Annotated in this window: 16 protein-coding genes; 2 read left to right on the top strand and 14 right to left on the bottom strand. The window is 68.7% G+C overall.

The window, feature by feature from the left end; all coding sequences use genetic code 11:
- Nucleotides 1-48: 48 nt before the first annotated feature.
- From KF941_RS22320 to KF941_RS22270, 11 genes are all read right to left on the bottom strand, one after another.
- Nucleotides 49-1,734, bottom strand: coding sequence for a cation acetate symporter (locus KF941_RS22320; protein ID WP_240540587.1), 1,686 nt, complete (start codon nucleotides 1,732-1,734; stop codon nucleotides 49-51).
- 26 nt (nucleotides 1,735-1,760) lie between these two features.
- On the bottom strand, nucleotides 1,761-2,069 hold the full coding sequence (locus KF941_RS22315; protein WP_036757705.1) for a DUF485 domain-containing protein: 309 nt from the start codon (nucleotides 2,067-2,069) through the stop codon (nucleotides 1,761-1,763).
- A 208-nt stretch (nucleotides 2,070-2,277) separates the two neighbouring features.
- Complete coding sequence (gene acs, locus KF941_RS22310) at nucleotides 2,278-4,239, bottom strand: acetate--CoA ligase (protein WP_214274546.1); 1,962 nt, start codon at nucleotides 4,237-4,239, stop codon at nucleotides 2,278-2,280.
- A 290-nt stretch (nucleotides 4,240-4,529) separates the two neighbouring features.
- Entirely contained in the window at nucleotides 4,530-5,444 is a 915-nt protein-coding gene (locus KF941_RS22305; RefSeq protein WP_214274545.1) for an FAD:protein FMN transferase, read from the bottom strand.
- Nucleotides 5,441-6,016, bottom strand: coding sequence for a nitrous oxide reductase accessory protein NosL (locus tag KF941_RS22300; RefSeq protein ID WP_116220738.1), 576 nt, complete (start codon nucleotides 6,014-6,016; stop codon nucleotides 5,441-5,443). The genes KF941_RS22305 and KF941_RS22300 overlap by 4 nt, the downstream gene beginning before the upstream one ends.
- The gene (locus KF941_RS22295; RefSeq protein ID WP_036756607.1) at nucleotides 6,013-6,837 is read right to left on the bottom strand and encodes an ABC transporter permease subunit; all 825 of its coding nucleotides are present in this window, start codon (nucleotides 6,835-6,837) and stop codon (nucleotides 6,013-6,015) included. Before KF941_RS22295 ends, KF941_RS22300 begins: the two co-directional genes overlap by 4 nt.
- Nucleotides 6,834-7,733 (bottom strand): ABC transporter ATP-binding protein, encoded by a 900-nt coding sequence (locus tag KF941_RS22290; RefSeq protein WP_036756605.1) that lies wholly within the window; start codon nucleotides 7,731-7,733, stop codon nucleotides 6,834-6,836. Before KF941_RS22290 ends, KF941_RS22295 begins: the two co-directional genes overlap by 4 nt.
- Complete coding sequence (locus KF941_RS22285; RefSeq protein ID WP_214274544.1) at nucleotides 7,699-9,030, bottom strand: nitrous oxide reductase family maturation protein NosD; 1,332 nt, start codon at nucleotides 9,028-9,030, stop codon at nucleotides 7,699-7,701. Before KF941_RS22285 ends, KF941_RS22290 begins: the two co-directional genes overlap by 35 nt.
- 4 nt (nucleotides 9,031-9,034) lie before the next feature.
- The gene (nosZ, locus tag KF941_RS22280) at nucleotides 9,035-10,996 is read right to left on the bottom strand and encodes a TAT-dependent nitrous-oxide reductase (protein ID WP_214274543.1); all 1,962 of its coding nucleotides are present in this window, start codon (nucleotides 10,994-10,996) and stop codon (nucleotides 9,035-9,037) included.
- Nucleotides 10,997-11,018: 22 nt separating this feature from the next.
- A complete protein-coding gene (locus tag KF941_RS22275) occupies nucleotides 11,019-13,208 on the bottom strand; it encodes a NosR/NirI family protein (RefSeq protein ID WP_214274542.1) in 2,190 nt (729 codons plus the stop codon).
- Nucleotides 13,205-13,615, bottom strand: a complete 411-nt coding sequence (locus KF941_RS22270; protein WP_214274541.1) for a hypothetical protein — start codon at nucleotides 13,613-13,615, stop codon at nucleotides 13,205-13,207. The genes KF941_RS22275 and KF941_RS22270 overlap by 4 nt, the downstream gene beginning before the upstream one ends.
- 337 nt (nucleotides 13,616-13,952) lie before the next feature.
- On the opposite strand from KF941_RS22270, the gene KF941_RS22265 reads away from it, so the two are divergent.
- Together KF941_RS22265 and KF941_RS22260 are read left to right on the top strand one after the other, a co-directional pair.
- Nucleotides 13,953-14,390, top strand: a complete 438-nt coding sequence (locus KF941_RS22265; protein WP_036756592.1) for a pseudoazurin — start codon at nucleotides 13,953-13,955, stop codon at nucleotides 14,388-14,390.
- Nucleotides 14,391-14,551: 161 nt separating this feature from the next.
- A complete protein-coding gene (locus KF941_RS22260) occupies nucleotides 14,552-14,824 on the top strand; it encodes a DUF6522 family protein (RefSeq protein WP_036756589.1) in 273 nt (90 codons plus the stop codon).
- A 44-nt stretch (nucleotides 14,825-14,868) separates the two neighbouring features.
- Here the strand turns inward: KF941_RS22260 and ric are convergent, their stop codons facing one another.
- From ric to KF941_RS22245, 3 genes are read right to left on the bottom strand one after another with little or no spacing between them, the layout of a single operon-like run.
- Nucleotides 14,869-15,534, bottom strand: a complete 666-nt coding sequence (gene ric, locus KF941_RS22255; RefSeq protein ID WP_214274540.1) for an iron-sulfur cluster repair di-iron protein — start codon at nucleotides 15,532-15,534, stop codon at nucleotides 14,869-14,871.
- Nucleotides 15,527-16,120, bottom strand: coding sequence for a UbiX family flavin prenyltransferase (locus tag KF941_RS22250; protein WP_214274539.1), 594 nt, complete (start codon nucleotides 16,118-16,120; stop codon nucleotides 15,527-15,529). Before KF941_RS22250 ends, ric begins: the two co-directional genes overlap by 8 nt.
- Nucleotides 16,117-17,586, bottom strand: coding sequence for a UbiD family decarboxylase (locus KF941_RS22245; RefSeq protein WP_214274538.1), 1,470 nt, complete (start codon nucleotides 17,584-17,586; stop codon nucleotides 16,117-16,119). Before KF941_RS22245 ends, KF941_RS22250 begins: the two co-directional genes overlap by 4 nt.
- Nucleotides 17,587-17,670: the final 84 nt, after the last annotated feature.

Raw genomic sequence — 17,670 nt, 5'->3', positions numbered from 1 at the left:
GGTTCCGGGACGGCGATGGCCCGCCCCCAAGGGGGCGGGCCTGCGTTTTCAGTGCGACGAGGCTTCCGCCGCGCCGATCCCGGTTTCCGAGCGCACCTGCTGGGCCAGGAAGCCGGCCCGGTCGATGCGCGCCCGCGTGCCGTTGTCCATCTTGGACACCAGCCAGATGCCCAGGAAGGCCAGGGTCATCGAGAACAGCGCCGGCGAGGTATAGGGGAAGGGCGCCGAGCCGGCGGGGTTGCCCAGCGTGGCTTCCCAGACCGAGGGCGACAGTACCGTCAGCACCACCGAGGAGATCAGCCCCAGGAAGCCGCCGACCACGGCGCCCTTGGTCGTGCAGTCCTTCCACAGCACCGACATGAACAGCACCGGGAAGTTGGCCGAGGCAGCCACCGCGAAGGCCAGCGACACCATGAAGGCGATGTTCTGGTTCTTGAAGGCGATGCCGAGCACGACCGCCACCAGACCCAGGACCAGCGTGGTGATGCGCGAGACGCGCAGCTCGCTGCCCGGCGCGGGGTTGCCGTTCTTGATCACGGTCGCATAGAGGTCGTGGCTGACCGCCGAGGCGCCCGAGAGCGTCAGGCCGGCGACCACCGCCAGGATGGTGGCAAAGGCCACGGCCGAGATGAAGCCCAGGAAGACGTTGCCGCCCACCGCCTTGGCCAGATGCACCGCAGCCATGTTGCTGCCGCCGACCAGAGCGCCGGAGCCGTCCAGGAATTCCGGGTTGGTCAGCACGAAGGTGATGGCGCCGAAGCCGATGATGAAGGTCAGGAGGTAGAAATAGCCGATCCAGCCGGTCGCCCACATCACCGACTTGCGCGCTTCCTTGGCGCTCGGCACGGTGAAGAAGCGCATCAGGATATGCGGCAGGCCGGCGGTGCCGAACATCAGCGCCATGCCGAAGCTGATGGCCGAGATCGGATCCTTGATGAAGGTGCCCGGACCCATGATCGACTGGCCGGCGACGGCGGCTTCCTCGGCGGTCTTGCCGCCGGCGGTGGCCAGATCGGCCTTGACGCGGACCGCATCGGCGAACATCGCCTCGGGGCTGAAGCCATAGTGCCACATGACCATGAAGGACATGAAGGTCGCGCCGCCCAGAAGCAGGCAGGCCTTGATGATCTGCACCCAGGTCGTCGCGGTCATGCCGCCGAACAGCACGTAGATCATCATCAGCGCGCCGACGATCACCACCGCGATCCAGTAGTCCAGGCCGAAGAGCAGCTGGATCAGCGAGCCCGCGCCCACCATCTGCGCGATCAGGTAGAATGCCACCACGACCAGCGTGCCCGAGGCGGCAAAGATGCGCACCGGGGTCTGGGCAAAGCGGAAGGCCGCCACGTCGGCAAAGGTGAAGCGGCCCAGGTTGCGCAGCCGCTCTGCCATCAGGAAGGTCAGGATCGGCCAGCCGACCAGGAAGCCGATCGAATAGATCAGCCCGTCATAGCCCGAGATCATCACCGCGGCCGAGATCCCCAGGAACGAGGCGGCCGACATGTAGTCCCCGGCGATGGCAAGCCCGTTCTGGAAGCCGGTGATGCCGCCGCCCGCGGTATAGAAATCCGCCGCCGACTTGGTCCGCGACGCCGCCCATTTGGTGATGTAGAGCGTCGCCAGCACGAAGGCGGCGAACATGGTGATCGCGGTCCAGTTCGTCGCCTGTTTCTCGGCGCCCTGGATCACGTCGGCGGCCATGGCGGCGCCCGGCATGGCCAGGGCCGCGGCCATCAGGCCGTTGCGCAGGATCTTGTGGGTCATTTCAGCGCCTCCCGGCGAACCTTCTCGCTCAGCTCGTCGAACTCGCTGTTCGCGCGGCGCACGTAGACGCCGGTGATGATGATGGTAAAGACGATCACGCCGAAGCCCAGGGGGATGCCCCAGGTCATGACGCCGTCGCCGATCCGCGAGGCGAGCAGTTCCTTGTCGAAGGCGATCAGCAGGATATAGCCGTAATAGACCACGAGCATCGCGATCGTCAGGATCCAGCCATAGCGGGATCGTTTCGCTTTCAGTAATTGATAGTTCGGATCTGCGGCGATCCGTTCGGCCAGGTTGTCTTGCATCGGGGTCGTGCTCCTCCACTGCCACGATATGCTGTCTTTTCAGCCGCGCCGGCGCCATGCCGGCGAGACGATCTTCTTCTGGAAGGCTTTTCGGCGGGCGGCAGGCTCCTCCGGCCATGCCGCGGCCGGTCCATGGGCGCGCATCGCCCATGGCGGTCCGTCTTGCACCATGCCGGGCCGGCGATCCGCCGCCGGCCCGCTGCGGCTGTCAGTGCCGGTTCATCCGGTTCTCGATCAGTTCGTCGACGACGCCGGGGTCGGCCAGCGTCGAGATGTCGCCGAGCGCGCCGAAATCGTCCTCGGCGATCTTGCGCAGGATGCGGCGCATGATCTTGCCCGAACGCGTCTTGGGCAGGCCCGGCGCCCATTGGATCAGGTCGGGCTTGGCGATGGGGCCGATCTCGGTGCGGACCCATTTCTCCAGCTCGGCGCGCAGCTCGTCGCTGGGCTCGACCCCGTTCATCAGCGTGACATAGGCATAGATGCCCTGCCCCTTCAGCGGGTGCGGATAGCCCACGACCGCGGCCTCGGCCACCTTCTCATGCGCGACCAGGGCCGATTCCACCTCGGCCGTGCCCATGCGGTGCCCCGAGACGTTGATGACGTCGTCGACCCGGCCGGTGATCCAGTAATAGCCGTCCCTGTCCCGCCGGCAGCCGTCGCCGGTGAAGTAATAGCCCGGATATTGCTGGAAATAGGTCTCCATGAAGCGCTGGTGGTCGCCCCAGACGGTGCGCATCTGCCCCGGCCAGCTGTCGGCGATGCACAGCACGCCGTCGATCTCTTCGCCATGGCCGTCCTGCGGCACGCCGCTCTGCGCGTCCAGAACCACCGGCTTGACGCCGAAGAAGGGCAGCGTGGCCGAGCCCGGCTTGGCCTCGATGGCGCCGGGCAGCGAGGTGATCATGTGCCCGCCGGTCTCGGTCTGCCACCAGGTATCGACGATCGGGCAGCGGCCCTTGCCGACATGCTTGTCATACCAGACCCAGGCCTCGGGGTTGATCGGCTCGCCCACCGTGCCCAGCACGCGCAGGCTGGAGAGGTCGTATTTCTCGACCCATTCCGGCCCCTGCCCCATCAGCGAGCGGATGGCGGTCGGCGCGGTATAGAACTGGTTGACCTTGTGCTTGTCGCAGACGGCCCAGAAGCGGCCGGCATCGGGCCAGGTCGGCACGCCCTCGAACATCAGCGTGGTGGCGCCGTTGGCCAGCGGGCCGTAGACGATATAGCTGTGCCCCGTCACCCAGCCCACGTCGGCCGTGCACCAGAACACGTCGCCGTCCTTGTAGTCGAAGACGTATTGATGCGACATCGCGGCGAACAGCAGGTAGCCGCCGGTGGTATGGACCACGCCCTTGGGCTTGCCGGTCGAACCCGAGGTGTAGAGGATGAACAGCGGATCCTCGGCATTCATCGGCCGCGGCGGGCAGTCGGGGCTGACCTCGTCCATCAGCTTCAGCACGTCGACGTCGCGGCCCTCGATCCAGCTGGTCTGGTCGCCCGTATGCTTGACCACCAGGCAGCGCACCCGGTCCGAGCAATGCAGAAGCGCCGCGTCGGCGTTCGACTTCAGCGCCGTGCGCCGGCCGCCGCGCGGCGCGGTGTCGGCGGTGATGACCAGCTTGGCGCCCGAATCGTTGATGCGGTTGGCCAGCGCGTCGGGCGAGAAGCCGGCGAAGACGATGGAATGGATGGCGCCGATCCGCGCGCAGGCCAGCATGGCATAGGCCGCCTCGGGGATCATCGGCATGTAGATCACCACCCGGTCGCCGCGCATCACCCCCTGGCTCAGCAGGACGTTGGCAAAGCGGTTCACCTTTTCCGACAGTTCGGCATAGGTGATGTGGCGCGCCGGCTGGTTGGGGTCGTCCGGCTCGAAGATGATCGCGGTCTGGTTCGCGCGCTTGGGCAGGTGGCGGTCGACGCAGTTGACCGAGGCGTTCAGGATGCCGTCCTCGAACCATTTGACCGAGACCTGGCCCATGGTGAAATCGGTGTTCTTCACCTTGGTATAGGACTGGATCCAGTCCAGCCGCTTGCCCTCGCGGCCCCAGAACCCGTCGGGGTCCGAGATCGATTCGGCATACATGCGGGCGTAATCGGCCGGCTGGACCAGGGCATCCTCGAAGCCGGGCGGAATGGGATGTTTCGCAACATTTTCAACGGACATGGCGCGCCTCCTCTACTCGCGACAGGGTAGATCCGGGACGCCCGCACCCTCCTCAAGGTGCCGCAAACGGGCGCCGGAACACCGGTTGCGCTCATGTTAATATGAGTTTGCTTTTCCAGTAAACCATTTTTTTACAAAGAGAATTTTGTAAATAAATTGACGCGCGCCTGCGGGTTTTTGTAAATTTTTCACAACCCCGTCAGGATGACGCCGCGCCGCGGCCGCCGCCGGACATGCAAAACCCGCCGCGCGGCCATGGCGCGGCGGCCACCGGGTCCGGTGGCGGAACGCTATGCCCCGCGCGGCGCCGCTTCAAGCCGGGCGCCGTCGAAACGGGCCAGCAGCGCCAGGATCTCCTGCCGGTCGCCGGCCAGGCAGGCGGCGGTGGACAGCGCATCGGCCAAGCCCGCGCCGGGGGCCGAGATGCTGACCGCGCGCCAGGCCGGACGCGCCGGCGCGCCGCTGCGCGGGTCGAGGATATGGCCGTCGCGCCCCGCCTGGTCGAAGCTGGTGCCCAGCGGCGCCGATGTCGCCAGCGCCCGGCCGCGCAGGCCCACCGCGCCGCCCTCGGCCAGCCGCACCGGCCAGTGGGTGCCGTCGGGCCGGCTGCCCAGGGCGCGCAATTCGCCGGTGTCGATCAGGATGTCGCCCAGCCCCTCGGCCTCGAGAAGCGCGGCGACGCGGTCGGCGACATAGCCCTGGCCGATGCCGTTCAGCGTCAAGGCCATCCCCGGCTCCAGCGTGATGCGCGCCGCGTCCAGCCGCACCCGCTCCCAGCCGGTACGCGCCAGCGCCGCGCGACGCTCGTCCGCGGTGGGGCGGCGGCCGGCCGCGGCGGCCTCGGCCCAGAGCGACCAGAGCGGCTGCACGGTCGGGTCGAACAGCCCGCCGCTGGCGCGATGCACCGTGCCGGCCAGCGACAGGCATTCCAGCAGCTCGAAGGGCGGCGCCTCCAGCGCGGCTTCGCGGTTCAGCCGCGACAGGGCGCTGTCGGGGCGATAGAGGCTGAGGATGCCTTCCAGCCGGTCGATCTCGGCCAGGCAGCGGGCGGTGATCGCCTCGGCCTCGGGGTGGTCGATGCGGATCGAGGCGCGGGCGCCAAGCGCCTGCCCGACCCAATGCCGGCCGGGCTGGGCACGCAGGGCCGCGGGCGCAAGCGCCACGGCGGCGGTGATGGTCAGAAAGCGACGGCGGGACAGGCTCATGTCGCGGGCTCCTTGGGTTGGCTCAGCGCGCGCAGGCGGTTGATGAAATCGGCTTCCGTGCTGCCGTCGGGCACGGTCTCCTCGGGCGCCAGCACCATCTCGTCGGGGATCGCGTCCAGCCGCATCACCTGCCCGCCCTGCGCGGCGACGAAGGCATCGGCGGCCTCGCGGCTGGAAAAGGGCACCGCCTCGGGCGCGCCCATGCCGCCGACCTGGACCGAGCCCATGACGAAGAAGGCGTCCTTCGCCTCGATCCAGTTGCCCTGCCCCGGCTCTTCCCAGGTCGCGCCGGGCGCGCCCATGTCGTTCACCTGGATGGCCAGGATCGGGTGGCTTTGCTCGGGCATCCTGGCATAGGCGATGGCGTCGCGGACCTGGCTGAAGAACAGCGGCGTGCCCGGCATCCCCTCCAGATGCACCTGCGCCTTGGGGCCGGGATGCTCCAGCAGGTTCATCTGGCAGAAATGGCCCAGCGTCTGGGCGTTCATCTCGACCGGCGTGGTGTCCTGTGCGACCTCCTCGCGGCAGGCGGCAAGGCCCAGCAGCAGCACCAGCAGCAGCGCATGTCTCATGGCGTGACCTTTCGGAATGCGGCAATGGCAAGGCCAAGCGCGGCCAGCGGCCAGGCCAGGACCGACAGCGCCGATTGCCAAAGCGGGATGGTCGCGGCGGCCCCGCCGACGCCGGCAGCGGCGGCGGTGGCCTGGGCGGCCGAGAGGTTGAACAGGCGGAAGGCGTCGGCCGGGTTCGCAAGCAGCGCGACCGGCAGCACCTCGGTGGTGAAGCCGCCGCCGCCATCGGCGACGATCAGCGCCAGCAGGGCCAGGTCGTAAAGCACCACCAGCCCCAGCCACAGCCCGACCGCCAGCCCGGCCGCGCCCGAGGGCCGGCGCGCGATGCTGGACAGCGCATAGCCGGCGCCCAGGAAGGTCGCGCCCAGCAGGGTCGAGCTCCACATCAGCCGCCACAGCGCCGGCAGCCCCGCGGTCGAGGCCGGATCGCTCCAGACCGCCGCCAGGGCCGCCGCGCCGTAGCCCGCGCCCACCGCCAGCGCCAGGATCGCCATATGCGCGACCAGCTTGCCCGCCAGCACCTCGGCCCGCGCCACGGGATAGGTCAGCAGCAAGGGCAAGGTGCCGCGCTCGACCTCGCCGGCGACGGCATCGAAGCTCATCAGAAGCGCCAGCAGCGGCACCAGGTAGACGGCAAGCGAGGTCAGCGAGGCGACGACGACCGACAGCCGGTCGGCGCCGATGTCGCCGGTGGGCGCGGCACCCGCCGCCGCCAGCACCAGCGCAAAGACCACCATCAGCGCGGTGGCGATGGCCACCCAGCGGTTGCGCAGCGCGATGCGGAACTCCAGCGCCGCGGTGGAAAGGATGCGGCGGATCATTGCCCGTCCCTCCGGCTGAAATGGCTGTAGATGTCCTCGAGGCTGGGCGGGATCACGTCCAGGTCCGCGACCTGGCCGCCAAGCCCGGCGATGCGCGCCAGCAGGCCCAGCTTTTCGTCCTGCGCGCAGGCCAGGTGCAGCGTGCCGTCGCCCGCCAGCCGCGCCTGCGGCAGCGCGGCGGCCAGCGCCTCGGCCGCGCCGGGCGCCGGGACCACGGTCAGCCCCACCGGCAGGGCGGCGCGGCGGCGCAACTCGGCCAGCGTGCCCTCGGCCACCAGCCGGCCCTGCGACAGGATCAGGATGCGGTCGGTGCGGGCCTCGACCTCGGTCAGCACATGCGAGGACAAGAGGATCGCCGCCCCCTCGGCCGCCAGCCCGTCGAGCAGCGCATAGAAGTCGCGCCGCGACACCGGGTCGAGCCCCGAGGTCGGCTCGTCCAGAACCAGAAGCCGCGGCCGCCCGATCAGCGTCTGGGCCAGGCCGACGCGCTGGCGCATGCCCTTGGAATAGGTGCCGATGCGGCGGCGCGCGGCCTTGGCCAGCCCCACCCGCTCCAGCAGTTCCATGGCCCGGCGCGGGCTTTCGCCGCGCAGGGACAGGTAGTGGCGGATCTGCTCCTCTCCGGTCAGGGCCGGGTGGAAGGCGGCGTTTTCCGGCAGATAGGCCACCTGCATCCGCGCCTGGGCCGAGCCGGGCGCGGCGCCGCAGACCCGGACCTCGCCCGCGTCAAAGGGGATCAGGCCCAGGATGATCTTCATCATCGTGGACTTGCCCGCGCCGTTATGGCCCAAAAGCGCGACGCGCATCCCCGGCCCCAGGTCCAGCGAGACCTCGGCCAGCGCCTCGACGGTCTGGAAGCGCTTAGTGAGACGTGAGATCGTCAGGGTCGATGTCATCGTAGGTTCCTTTTGCCCAACGCCCCGCGACCTCGGCCTCGTAGGCCGCGATCTCGGGCGGGACGGGGATGGTCAGGGGTCGCATCAGGGGCGCGCTGTCCTGCACGCCGCCCGGCAGGGTGGCGGGAAAGCTCTGCTGGCTCCAGCGGATCAGCTGCACGGCCGGGGCGCCGGTCAGAAGCGCGGCGGCGGGCTGCGACCACAGGATATGGTCCATCAGGTCGTTGGGGCGATAGACGCCGTCGGCGATGCCGTCGCCGTTCAGGTCGAAGCCCGGATGGTCGGACCAGAAATTGCCGCGCCCCTCGTGGCTCCATTCGATATGGCGGGTGCCCACGTATTTCACCTGCTCGCGATTGCCGACAAAGGCGTTTGCGGTCAGCACGTTGCGCTCGGACCCGGCGGTGAAGTGGATGCCGATGCCGCAATCCTGGAAGCGGTTGTCCCAGATCAGGTTCTTGTGGGCGTTATAGATGAACAGGCATTTCTTGGTGCCGCCGCGGATCAGGTTGCCGGTCACGTCGGCATTGTTGGCATAGTTCAGCATCAACCCATGCTCGCGGTCGCCCAGGCTGCGGTTGTCGCGGATCACCGCCCGGTCCGAGAACATGATGGCGAAGCCCAGGTGGTTGCCGATGCTGACATTGCCCGACACCTCGGTGTTGCGGGTATACATGAAATGCACGGCAAAGCGCAGGTCGCGAAACAGGTTGTCGCGATAGGCGCTGTCGCCGCTGGCGTTCGAGAAGATGCCGTCGCGGCCGTAGCGGACGGAATTGCCCTGCACCAGCGTGCCGGGGCTGTTCCAGACATAGATGCCGTTGCCGCGCTCGTTCATGCGCGGGTCGCGGGTGCCGATGATCTCGTTGCCGACGACCTGGGCGTCGCGGCCGCCATGCACGTCAATGCCGTGCATGTTCCCGATCAGCCGCAACTGCCGCACCTGCGCCCGGTCGGCGCCCTTGAGGATCTTGACCCCGGCGTCCAGATCCTTGTTCGCCATGCCCGAGCCCGTGACGGAAAAGCCCTGCAAGGTGACGTCGGGCGCGGCGATGGTGACGACCGTGCCCCGTCCCTGCCCGTCCACCACCGCGGCACGGCTGCCGGTGACGGTCAAGGGACGGTCGATGGCGACGGGGCCGGCATGGACCCCGTCCTGCAGTCGCAGCACATCGCCGGGGGCGGCCCCGGCGATGGCTTGGGCAAGGCTGCCCTGGCCCGGCGCCACGACATGCTCGGCCGCGAGCGCGGGCCAGGCAAGCAGCAGGGCAAGGGCAAGGGTCAGCAGGCTGCGCATGGGATCAGGCCGCCTTCGGCTCGACCATCATGCGGCCGCGCATTTCCATGTGCAGCGCATGGCAGAACCACTGGCAATAATACCAGTACACCCCCGGATTGGCGGCGACGAAAGTCACCGACGAGGTCTGCTGGGGCGAGATCTCCATGGCGACACCGTGGTTGCCCATGGTGAAACCGTGGGTCAGGTCGTCGATCTCGTCAAGGTTGGTGACGATGACCGTGACTTCGTCGCCCTCGGTGACGGTGAAGCTTTCGACCGAGAAGCTGGGCGCGACGCTGGACATGTAGACCCGCACCTTGTTGCCGTCGCGGATGATCTGGTCGGTCCATTCGTCGATGTTGACGCCGTCGGCCTCGGCCTGCTTGCGGGTTTCGGCCCACATGGGATCGTTGCGGTCCCAGACCGACTTGATGACGCTCGACATGATCGAGGGATGCACGGCGATGGCGTCATGCGGCTCGGCAAAGGTCGGGCCGTCATGGACCAGCACCATCTTGTCGCCCGAGATGTCGATCAGCTGGTCGTTTTCCGGCTTCAGCGGCCCGACGTTCAGGAAGCGGTCCTTCGAGAACTTGGACAGGCAGACCAGCCAGTCGTTGCTGGCGTCCAGCGTCTCGCCCATCACCGTCTTGAGGTGGCCGGGCTGGTAATGCACGTCGATCTTGTCCTTGATCGGATCGACCTGCTCGCCGGCATAGGCGCGGATCGCCTCCTCGATGTTCCACTTGACCACCTGGCTGTCGAGGAACAGCGAAGTATAGGCGTTGCCGCGCCCGTCGAAGGCGGTGTGCAGCGGGCCCAGGCCCAGCTCCGGCTCGGCCACCACGGCGCTGCGCGGATCGGCATTCTCGTTGAACACCGCGTCGAACCTGGTCACGTCCAGCACCGTCACCGTGGGCGACAGCTTGCCCGCGACGACCAGGTGCTTCTTGTCCGGGGCCATGTTGCAACCATGCGGGTTGTTGGCGATCGGGATGTAGCGGGTGAACTGGCTGTTCGCCTCTTTCCGGCCGTCCAGCACCTTGCAGCCGTTGATCTCTTCAAAATTGCCGGCCTCGATGGCCTTTTCGATCTCGGCGATGTTGAAGACGACGACATGGTCCATCTCGGCTTCGGTCATCTCGGGCAGGGTCATGCCCATCTCCGAGTTATACGAGGTCGAGAAGGCCCATTTGCCCTCGTAATCGGCATCGCAGTTGTCGAGGTTGCCCGAGACCAGCACCTGCCAGGCGACTTCCCACTTGTCGGCATCGACGGCGGTGAAGACGTTCACATAGGTCGAGATGTCGTCCATCGTGGTGCCGTCGTTGATCAGCGGCGCCTCGTCCTCGCCGTTGCAGAACACATAGTTGCTGCGCGGCCATTTCTGCGGGCGCAGGCCGTGGATGGCCTTGGCGTTCGGCACCTCCAGGATGGCGTCGCATTTCATCACGTCGCAGCGCACCCGCGCCACGCGGGTATTGGCCTTGTCGTTCATGAACAGGAAGCGGCCGTCATACTTGCCCTCGGTAAAGGACATGTGGACGTGGTGCAGGTCGCCGTTGTCGTGGATGCGCTTGCCGTTGGCGGCAAGGTGCTTCCTGGTCCGCTCGGTCATGGTGCGTTCGTGGATGAGGATCGATTCGTTGGTGATGCCCCAGCCGGTGGCCGAGCAGCGGTTGAAGACCGGCACCCGCATCAGCTCGCGCATCGAGGGAACGCCCAGGATGCGCAGCTCGCCGGTCTGGCCCGAGGACCAGAAGCCGTAATAGTCGTCCAGCTGGCCCGGCGCGACCGCGCCGTCGCCGCTGGCGGCCAGCGCCGCGCCGCTGCCGGCGGCGGTGGCGACGCCCGCGGCGCCCGCACCGATCACGGCCGGTCCCAGCGCCAGGCGCCCCCCGAACGCGCCGGCCATGGCCGCACCGCCGGCGGTCGCGCCCAGAAGCGCGCGGCGGCTCAGGCCGTTTTGCTGTTTGGTTTCCATGGTCGAACTCCTTTTCGTGTGTTCAAGCTTCGATCTTGCGGGTGGCGTTGGGATGGCCGGCCGGGGGCTGGCCCAGCTTGGGCGTGCTGCCGGCGGCCACGGCCTCGCGCCGTTTCAACTTGCGGATCACCACCGGGCAGGTGGTCTTGGACTGGTAAAGCACCTGGCAATGCATGCAGTTGATGCATTCGTTGGGATTGATCTCGCCCGTCGGGTGGATCGACTGCACCGGGCATTGCTGGGCGCAGATCTGGCAGGGATTGCCGCATTCGTGATAGCGCTTGAGCCAGTCGAACATGCGCATCCGCGCCGGGATCGCCAGCGCCGCGCCAAGCGGGCACAGGTAGCGGCAATAGAAGCGCTCGACGAAGAGCCCGGCGATCAGCAGCGCCGCCGCATAGGCCACGAAGGGCCAGGCGCGGATGAATTTCAGGATGATCGCGGTCTTGAAGGGCTCGACCTCGGCCAGATGCTCGGCCTGCTCGACGCTCATCAGCGAGACGCCGAAAAGGCCCAGGAAGATCATGTATTTGACCGGCCACAGCCGCTCGTGCAGGCCCCAGGGCAGCGTCCATTGCGGGATGCGCAGCTTGCGCGCGATCTGGTTGGTCAGCTCTTGCAGCGCGCCGAAGGGGCAAAGCCAGCCGCAATAGGCGCCCCGGCCCCAGAACAGCAGCGCGGCGGCGACCGCGAACCACAGGATGAAGGTCAGCGGGTCCAGCAGGAAGGCCTGCCAGCTGAAGCCGTTCACCAGGCTGCCGAACAGCGCCATCAGGTTCACGACCGAAAGCTGCGCATTGGCATACCAGCCCAGGAAGACCAGCGTCACGGTCAGAAAGCCCATGCGGAAGATGTAGAAGGCGCGCTCGTTCCGGGTCGCGAAGCTCTGGAAGAAGAATGCCCCCGTCAGCACCAGCAGCATGGCGGCAAGCCCGGCGATCTTGGGCTTGGAATCCAGCCAGATCCGCTTCCACAGCTGCGCCTGGGCCTGGCTTTCGTCGGACTGGGCCACGGGTGCCGCCGCCTCGGGCGCGGGTGCGGGGGCGGCAACGCTGCGCAGGTATTTCTGCGGCAGCTGATAGCCCAGGTCGAAGGTGTGGAAGACCTTCTCGATCGGCCCGACCTCGCGATGCACCAGCAGCTGGATGCGGAAGGGCTTGGTCGGGTCGAAGCCCGAGGCGGCGGGGATCTTGAACAGGTCCATCTCGGTGAAATCCGGCGCGCCATCGGCGGCGACGGCGTTCAGCCGGCGATGGTCGCGGTCGCGGAAGCGCACCGAGACGTCGTCCTGGATCAGCACGATGCGGTCGAAGATGCCGCCGCGGACATAGCCCGAGCCCTTGAAGCTGTAGAGCCCGCGGCCCATGACCGCGATGGCCTGGTCGCCCGGCGCCAGCCAGGCCTGCAGGTTCGCGGCCTGCGCATCGCCCAGCAGCGCCTTGCCGATGGCCGGGACCGAGACCAGCCCGGCCTGCATCTCGATGAAGGTGGTGTCCGGCGCCTCGGACAGCGCGCGCTCGGCGGCGCGGCGGTCGGGATTGGCGGCAAAGGCCGCGTTCACCTGGCCCACGTCCAGCGACAGCCGGCGCAGGGTGCCGTCGCCCTCCATCTCGTGCCAGTCGGCCGAGGGGGCCGCGTCGGGGTCGATCTCGAATTTCGGGCCGGCGGCCACGGTTTCGGCGGCCAGCCCGCCAAGGCCGAGCGCGCGCGCGACCTTCAGCCCCGAGCGCACGATGGAATCGTCGATCACCATCACCGTGACCGTGGCGCCCGAGATGATCTCGACCTCATGCGCCGTGCCGCCCGATTGCGCCTCGGCCACCAGGTCAAGGCCCCGGTAGCCCTCGACCAGCGCCTTGACCTTGGCCTCGGGGATGCCGATCAGCACGATGGGTTCGGAATGCTTGACCAGCCGGACGCCGGCCACCTTCGCGTCCTTGTCCAGCGCGACGAGCGTATGGATGGGCTTGCCGGAATAGCCGGTGGTGCCGACGAAATCCGAGGTGACGAAGGCATGGGCGACGGTCTCGCCCCCCTTCAGCACCGGCGCCACGGCCAGGTCGGCGCGGATCGGCCCGAAACCGTCGGCGCCGGGCACCAGCTCGCCCGCGTTCTGTTCCGGCAGCAGCTGCGCCAGCACGCTTTCGGCGGCGGCCGGCAGGGCCGGCAGCAACAGCGATGCGATCGTCAGGACAAGGCGGAGGATCTTCATGCTCGGGCATCCATGGCAATTGCCTGGACCCGACGCATCGGCTGGCGCGGATCGCCCGCATCAGACCAGAGGCTGTCGCCCGCAGGCGACGGGACCGCATGGGTCCAGGCAGAGGGGAAAGACGGGGGGCCGCGCGTCAGCACCAGCACCGGACGGACCGCACCGCGCACCTGCGCCGCGCCCGGCGCCACGGCCGGGCGCGCCCAGGGCATCGGCCGGGCCGGCAGGGCGGGGTCGACCCCCGAGGCCAGCAGCGGCGGGTGGCAGACCGGGCAGTCGCGGCATTCCTGCGGCGCGGGATGTTCGTTGCCTTGGGCGTCCAGCCAGACGGTGCGGGCATGGCCCTCGGCGCAGATGACGACCTCTTGCAAGGGGCCCGACGCCGCCGCGGCGAGATGGGCGGGCATCGCCGCACCCGTCCCCGCCCATCCCGCAACGAGAAGAAGGAGAATCGCGGCAAAGGCGAAAAGGCGCTGGGCCCGGTTATGGTTCGCGCGGCGGCACATGTCGCTGGTCTATGCCTTTGCCCGGCCGCAAGCGTTGATCTAGGTCAAGCCAAATACAATGACGCGAGGTCACAGGGGGCCGGCCGCGGACAGGGACGCCGCCCTGCGACATTCTGTCATGCCGGAAGTCCGAGCTTTTCCCTCTGCCTTTGACTTATCTCAAGCCATGCGTCGCGCAACCGCCCTAGAACAAGGCACGACGGGCGGGTTTGCCGCCCGGACCACCAAGGAGAACACGATGTTCCACAATTCCCTCGCCGCTGCTGCCGCCGCGCTGCTGGCCCTTGCCGCCCCCGCGTTCGCTGCGACCCACGAGGTGCATATGCTCAACAAGGGCGAATCGGGCGCCATGGTGTTCGAGCCGGCCTTTGTCCGCGCCGAGCCCGGCGACGTCATCAACTTCGTCCCCACCGACAAGAGCCACAACGTCGAAGCGATCAAGGAAATCCTGCCCGAAGGCGTGGAAACCTTCAAAAGCAAGATCAACGAATCCTATACGCTGACCGTGACCGAACCGGGGCTCTATGGCGTGAAATGCACGCCGCATTTCGGCATGGGCATGGTCGGGCTGGTGCAGGTGGGCGAGGCACCCGATAACCTCGACGCCGCCAAGACCGCCAAGATGCCCAAGAAGGCGCGCGAGCGCATGGATGCCGAACTGGCCCAGGTCAACTGACCGGGGCCGGCGACCACCGCCCAAGGGGGAAACAGGCGCGGCGCGAGACACTCGCCCGCGTCTTTCTTGATGAAAGTCGTGTCTTATCCGCCCTCCGCCATGGCCAAACGCCCGGCGCATCCCCATATGCCGGACAGGACGGCACCCCGGAGGGCAATGGCATGACCAGGATCGACTTGACCGAACAGGGTTTTATCGTCGAGGCGCAGGAACTGGCCGCGGCCTTCGGCGTCGAGCCGGGCCAGGTGCCCGAACTGATGCGCGCCAATCGCATCACCACCCGCTGCGAGACCGGCGAGGGCGAGGATGCCGGGCGCCATCGCCTGACCTTTTTCTTCCGGAACCAGGCGCTGCGCCTGACCGTCGACGCCGAGGGCACGATCCTGAAACGCGCGCGCTTCGACGTCCCGGCCCGCAACGCCGGGGCGCGCTGAACACGCAGGCGGGGCATCCGGCCAGCCGAAAGCCCCGCGCCCGGTCACGACGCAAGGACGCGCGGGAACAGGACTTCCTCTTCCAGATGGATATGGGCGACCACGTCGTCGCACAGCTTGCGCAAGCCGGTGTAAAGCGCCGTCCACGAACCGCAGGCGCCGGCCGGCAGGGTCAGGCCATGGGTCACATGCTCGATCCGGCGCAGCAGCTCGGCAGTATCCTCATGCTCGGCCCGCATGATGCGAATCGGCCCGGCCAGCATGGCGCCGCCGCCTTGCAGGATGGCGGGGAACAGCACGGTTTCCTCCTTGGCCATGTGCGATTCCAGGTCGTCGCGCAGCGCGATCAGCGCCTCGGTCAGGCCCAGGGGCGCCTCGTCATGGTCGCCATGCACCATCTCGACCCGGTCGGCCAGGCCGATCAGCCAGCCCAGCTCCTCGCGGTGGGTGTCGTGATAGCGGCTCAGGATATGGTCGATCAGCGCCGAGGTCTCGGTCGGGGCGTCGCGGCCGGCATTGTCGATCAGCGCCTGCAATTCGGCGGTCAGCGCCGGCAGGGCGATGCCGGCCTTTTCGGCGGCTTCGGCCAGGCCGGCACTGGCACCGCAGCAAAAGCTGATGCCGGCGCGGCGGAACACCTCGGCGGCGCCGGGCAGCCGGGCGGCGATGTCGCCGACGGGGGTATCTGGGGCAAGGGTGATGTCAGTCATGATGGTCTCCTCCATGGGGGGCGGGTCGAGAGGGGGCCCAGGCTTGGGCCAGGGGCGGGCCGAGGCGCAGCAGATCGACCGCGCGGGCGGCGATCTGGGCGGTGACTTCGGCCAGGCTTTGCGGGCGCAGGTAGAAGGCCGGCACCGGCGGCAGGATCACCGCGCCCATCCGGGTCGCGGCCTGCATGTTTTCCAGATGCGCCAGGGTCAGCGGCGCCTCGCGCGCCAGCAGCACCAGCGGCCGGCGTTCCTTCAGCTGCACCCCGGCGGCGCGGGTCAGCAACCCGTCGTCGAAGCCATGCGCGATGGCCGCGAGGCTGCGCATGGAACAGGGCGCGACGATCATGCCCGCGACCGGGCACGACCCCGAGGCGATGGCCGCGCCCAGGTCGCGCTGCGCATGCACGCGCGCGGCCAGCGCCTGCAAGGCGGTCAGCGCGTCCGGCCCGACCTCTTCGGCCAGCGTGCGCCGCGCCATGTCCGAGACGACCAGGTCGATTTCCGCCCCGGCGCGGGCCAGCGCGCGGGCGCAATCCAGCGCCAGCATCGCGCCCGAGGCTCCCGAGACGCCCAGCACCACCCTCATGGCAGCACCGCGGCCAGCAGCGCCTCGGCCCGCGCCTCGTGCGTCGGGTCAAGCCGCATGACACGGCCCCATTCGCGGCTGGTCTCGGCGCCGATCTTGGTGGTGGCGTCCAGCCCCAGCTTGCCCGCCAGCCCCTCGACGGGCGAGGCGAAGTCCAGGTAGTCCATCGGCGTGCGGTCCAGCAGCATCACGTCGCGGCCGGGGTCCATCCGGGTCGAGATCGCCCAGGCGATGTCGTCCCAGCTGCGCACGTCGATGTCGCGGTCCACGACCACCACCAGCTTGGTATAGCTGAATTGCGGCAGCATCCCCCACAGCGCCATCATCACCCGCCGCGCCTGGCCGGGATAGCGCTTGTCGATCGCCACCACCGCCATGCGATAGGAACAGGCGGCGGGCGGCAGCCACAGGTCGGTGATCTCGGGGATCTGGGCGCGGATCACCGGCAGGGCGAGATCGTTGAACACCTCGCCGATGACCGAGGGCTCGTCGGGCGGCCGGCCGGTGACGGTCGACAGGTAAAGCGGATCGCCCCGGCAGGTGATGCGGCTGACGCGCATGACCGGAAAGGGCTCGACGGCGTTGTAATAGCCGGTGTGGTCGCCGAAGGGGCCCTCGGGTGCGGTCTCGCCGGGATGCACCCAGCCCTCGATGACGATTTCGGCGCGGGCCGGGACCATCAGCGGAACGGTCTGCGCCGCAACCAGTTCGGTCCGCGCGCCGCGCAGCACGCCGGAAAAGCCCAGTTCCGACACTGTCTCGGGCAGCGGCAGCGCGGCGGCCAGCAGCAGCGCCGGATCGGCGCCAAGCGCGATGGCGACCGGCATCGGCTCGTCCGCCTGCGCCCAGCTGCGGTGATGCGCCGCACCGCCGCGATGCGCCAGCCAGCGCAGGATCAGCCGGTCGGGGCCCAGCACCTGCGCGCGATAGACGCCCAGGTTGTAGCGGGTCAGATCCTCGGCCCGGCTGTCCTGCGGCCGGGTCAGCACCACCGGCCAGGTGATCAGCGGCCCGCCGTCCTCGGGCCAGGGCGTCTGCACCGGCAGCGAATCGAGGCCGGGCAGTTCGGCCTCTTGCGCCGGGCCGTGGCGCAAGAGCTTCGGCCGCGTCGCCAGCGCCGCGCGCAGCATCGGCCAGCGCGACATGGCGTCGCGCATGCCCTCGACCGGGGCCGGGCTGCGCAGCGCGGCCAGGAATTCGCCAAAGCCCGCGACCTCGTCCGGCTGCAGGCCCAGCCCGGCCGCGACCCGCGCCCTGGTGCCGAAAAGATTGGCGATGACGGGGATGCGCGCGCCCTCGGGCCGGTCGAAGCGCAGCGCCGGCCCGCCGCGGCGCAGGCAGGCCAGCTCGACCGCCGTCATCTCGTGGCGCAGCGACACCGGCTCGGCGATGCGCGCGAACTCGCCCCGCGCCTCCAGCCAGGACAGAAAGGCCCGCAGGTCGGGAAATGAAGGAAGGCTGCGCATCAAGGGCTCCGGCAGGCCCGCGGCAAGGCGGGCGGATCATGGCGGAAAGGCTAGGCGGGAATTTCCGCGGCTGATTTGACGAAT

Source organism: Paracoccus sp. pheM1, from assembly GCF_018499825.1.
Taxonomy (GTDB): Bacteria; Pseudomonadota; Alphaproteobacteria; order Rhodobacterales; family Rhodobacteraceae; genus Paracoccus; species Paracoccus versutus.
The sequence above is the reverse complement of the archived record's forward strand: the minus strand, read 5'-3'. Positions and strand labels throughout refer to the sequence as shown.

What these genes read in the sequence shown, in the direction of transcription:
- KF941_RS22285 (WP_214274544.1), bottom strand. Translation starts at nt 9,030, where the DNA reads ATGCGCAGCCTGCTGACCCTTGCCCTTGCCCTGCTGCTTGCCTGGCCC.
- KF941_RS22245 (WP_214274538.1), bottom strand. Translation starts at nt 17,586, where the DNA reads ATGCGCAGCCTTCCTTCATTTCCCGACCTGCGGGCCTTTCTGTCCTGG.
- ric (WP_214274540.1), bottom strand. Translation starts at nt 15,534, where the DNA reads ATGACTGACATCACCCTTGCCCCAGATACCCCCGTCGGCGACATCGCC.
- KF941_RS22265 (WP_036756592.1), top strand. Translation starts at nt 13,953, where the DNA reads ATGTTCCACAATTCCCTCGCCGCTGCTGCCGCCGCGCTGCTGGCCCTT.
- acs (WP_214274546.1), bottom strand. Translation starts at nt 4,239, where the DNA reads ATGTCCGTTGAAAATGTTGCGAAACATCCCATTCCGCCCGGCTTCGAG.
- KF941_RS22270 (WP_214274541.1), bottom strand. Translation starts at nt 13,615, where the DNA reads ATGCCCGCCCATCTCGCCGCGGCGGCGTCGGGCCCCTTGCAAGAGGTC.
- KF941_RS22300 (WP_116220738.1), bottom strand. Translation starts at nt 6,016, where the DNA reads ATGAGACATGCGCTGCTGCTGGTGCTGCTGCTGGGCCTTGCCGCCTGC.
- KF941_RS22290 (WP_036756605.1), bottom strand. Translation starts at nt 7,733, where the DNA reads ATGACATCGACCCTGACGATCTCACGTCTCACTAAGCGCTTCCAGACC.
- KF941_RS22275 (WP_214274542.1), bottom strand. Translation starts at nt 13,208, where the DNA reads ATGAAGATCCTCCGCCTTGTCCTGACGATCGCATCGCTGTTGCTGCCG.
- KF941_RS22250 (WP_214274539.1), bottom strand. Translation starts at nt 16,120, where the DNA reads ATGAGGGTGGTGCTGGGCGTCTCGGGAGCCTCGGGCGCGATGCTGGCG.
- nosZ (WP_214274543.1), bottom strand. Translation starts at nt 10,996, where the DNA reads ATGGAAACCAAACAGCAAAACGGCCTGAGCCGCCGCGCGCTTCTGGGC.
- KF941_RS22315 (WP_036757705.1), bottom strand. Translation starts at nt 2,069, where the DNA reads ATGCAAGACAACCTGGCCGAACGGATCGCCGCAGATCCGAACTATCAA.
- KF941_RS22305 (WP_214274545.1), bottom strand. Translation starts at nt 5,444, where the DNA reads ATGAGCCTGTCCCGCCGTCGCTTTCTGACCATCACCGCCGCCGTGGCG.
- KF941_RS22320 (WP_240540587.1), bottom strand. Translation starts at nt 1,734, where the DNA reads ATGGCCGCGGCCCTGGCCATGCCGGGCGCCGCCATGGCCGCCGACGTG.
- KF941_RS22295 (WP_036756607.1), bottom strand. Translation starts at nt 6,837, where the DNA reads ATGATCCGCCGCATCCTTTCCACCGCGGCGCTGGAGTTCCGCATCGCG.
- KF941_RS22260 (WP_036756589.1), top strand. Translation starts at nt 14,552, where the DNA reads ATGACCAGGATCGACTTGACCGAACAGGGTTTTATCGTCGAGGCGCAG.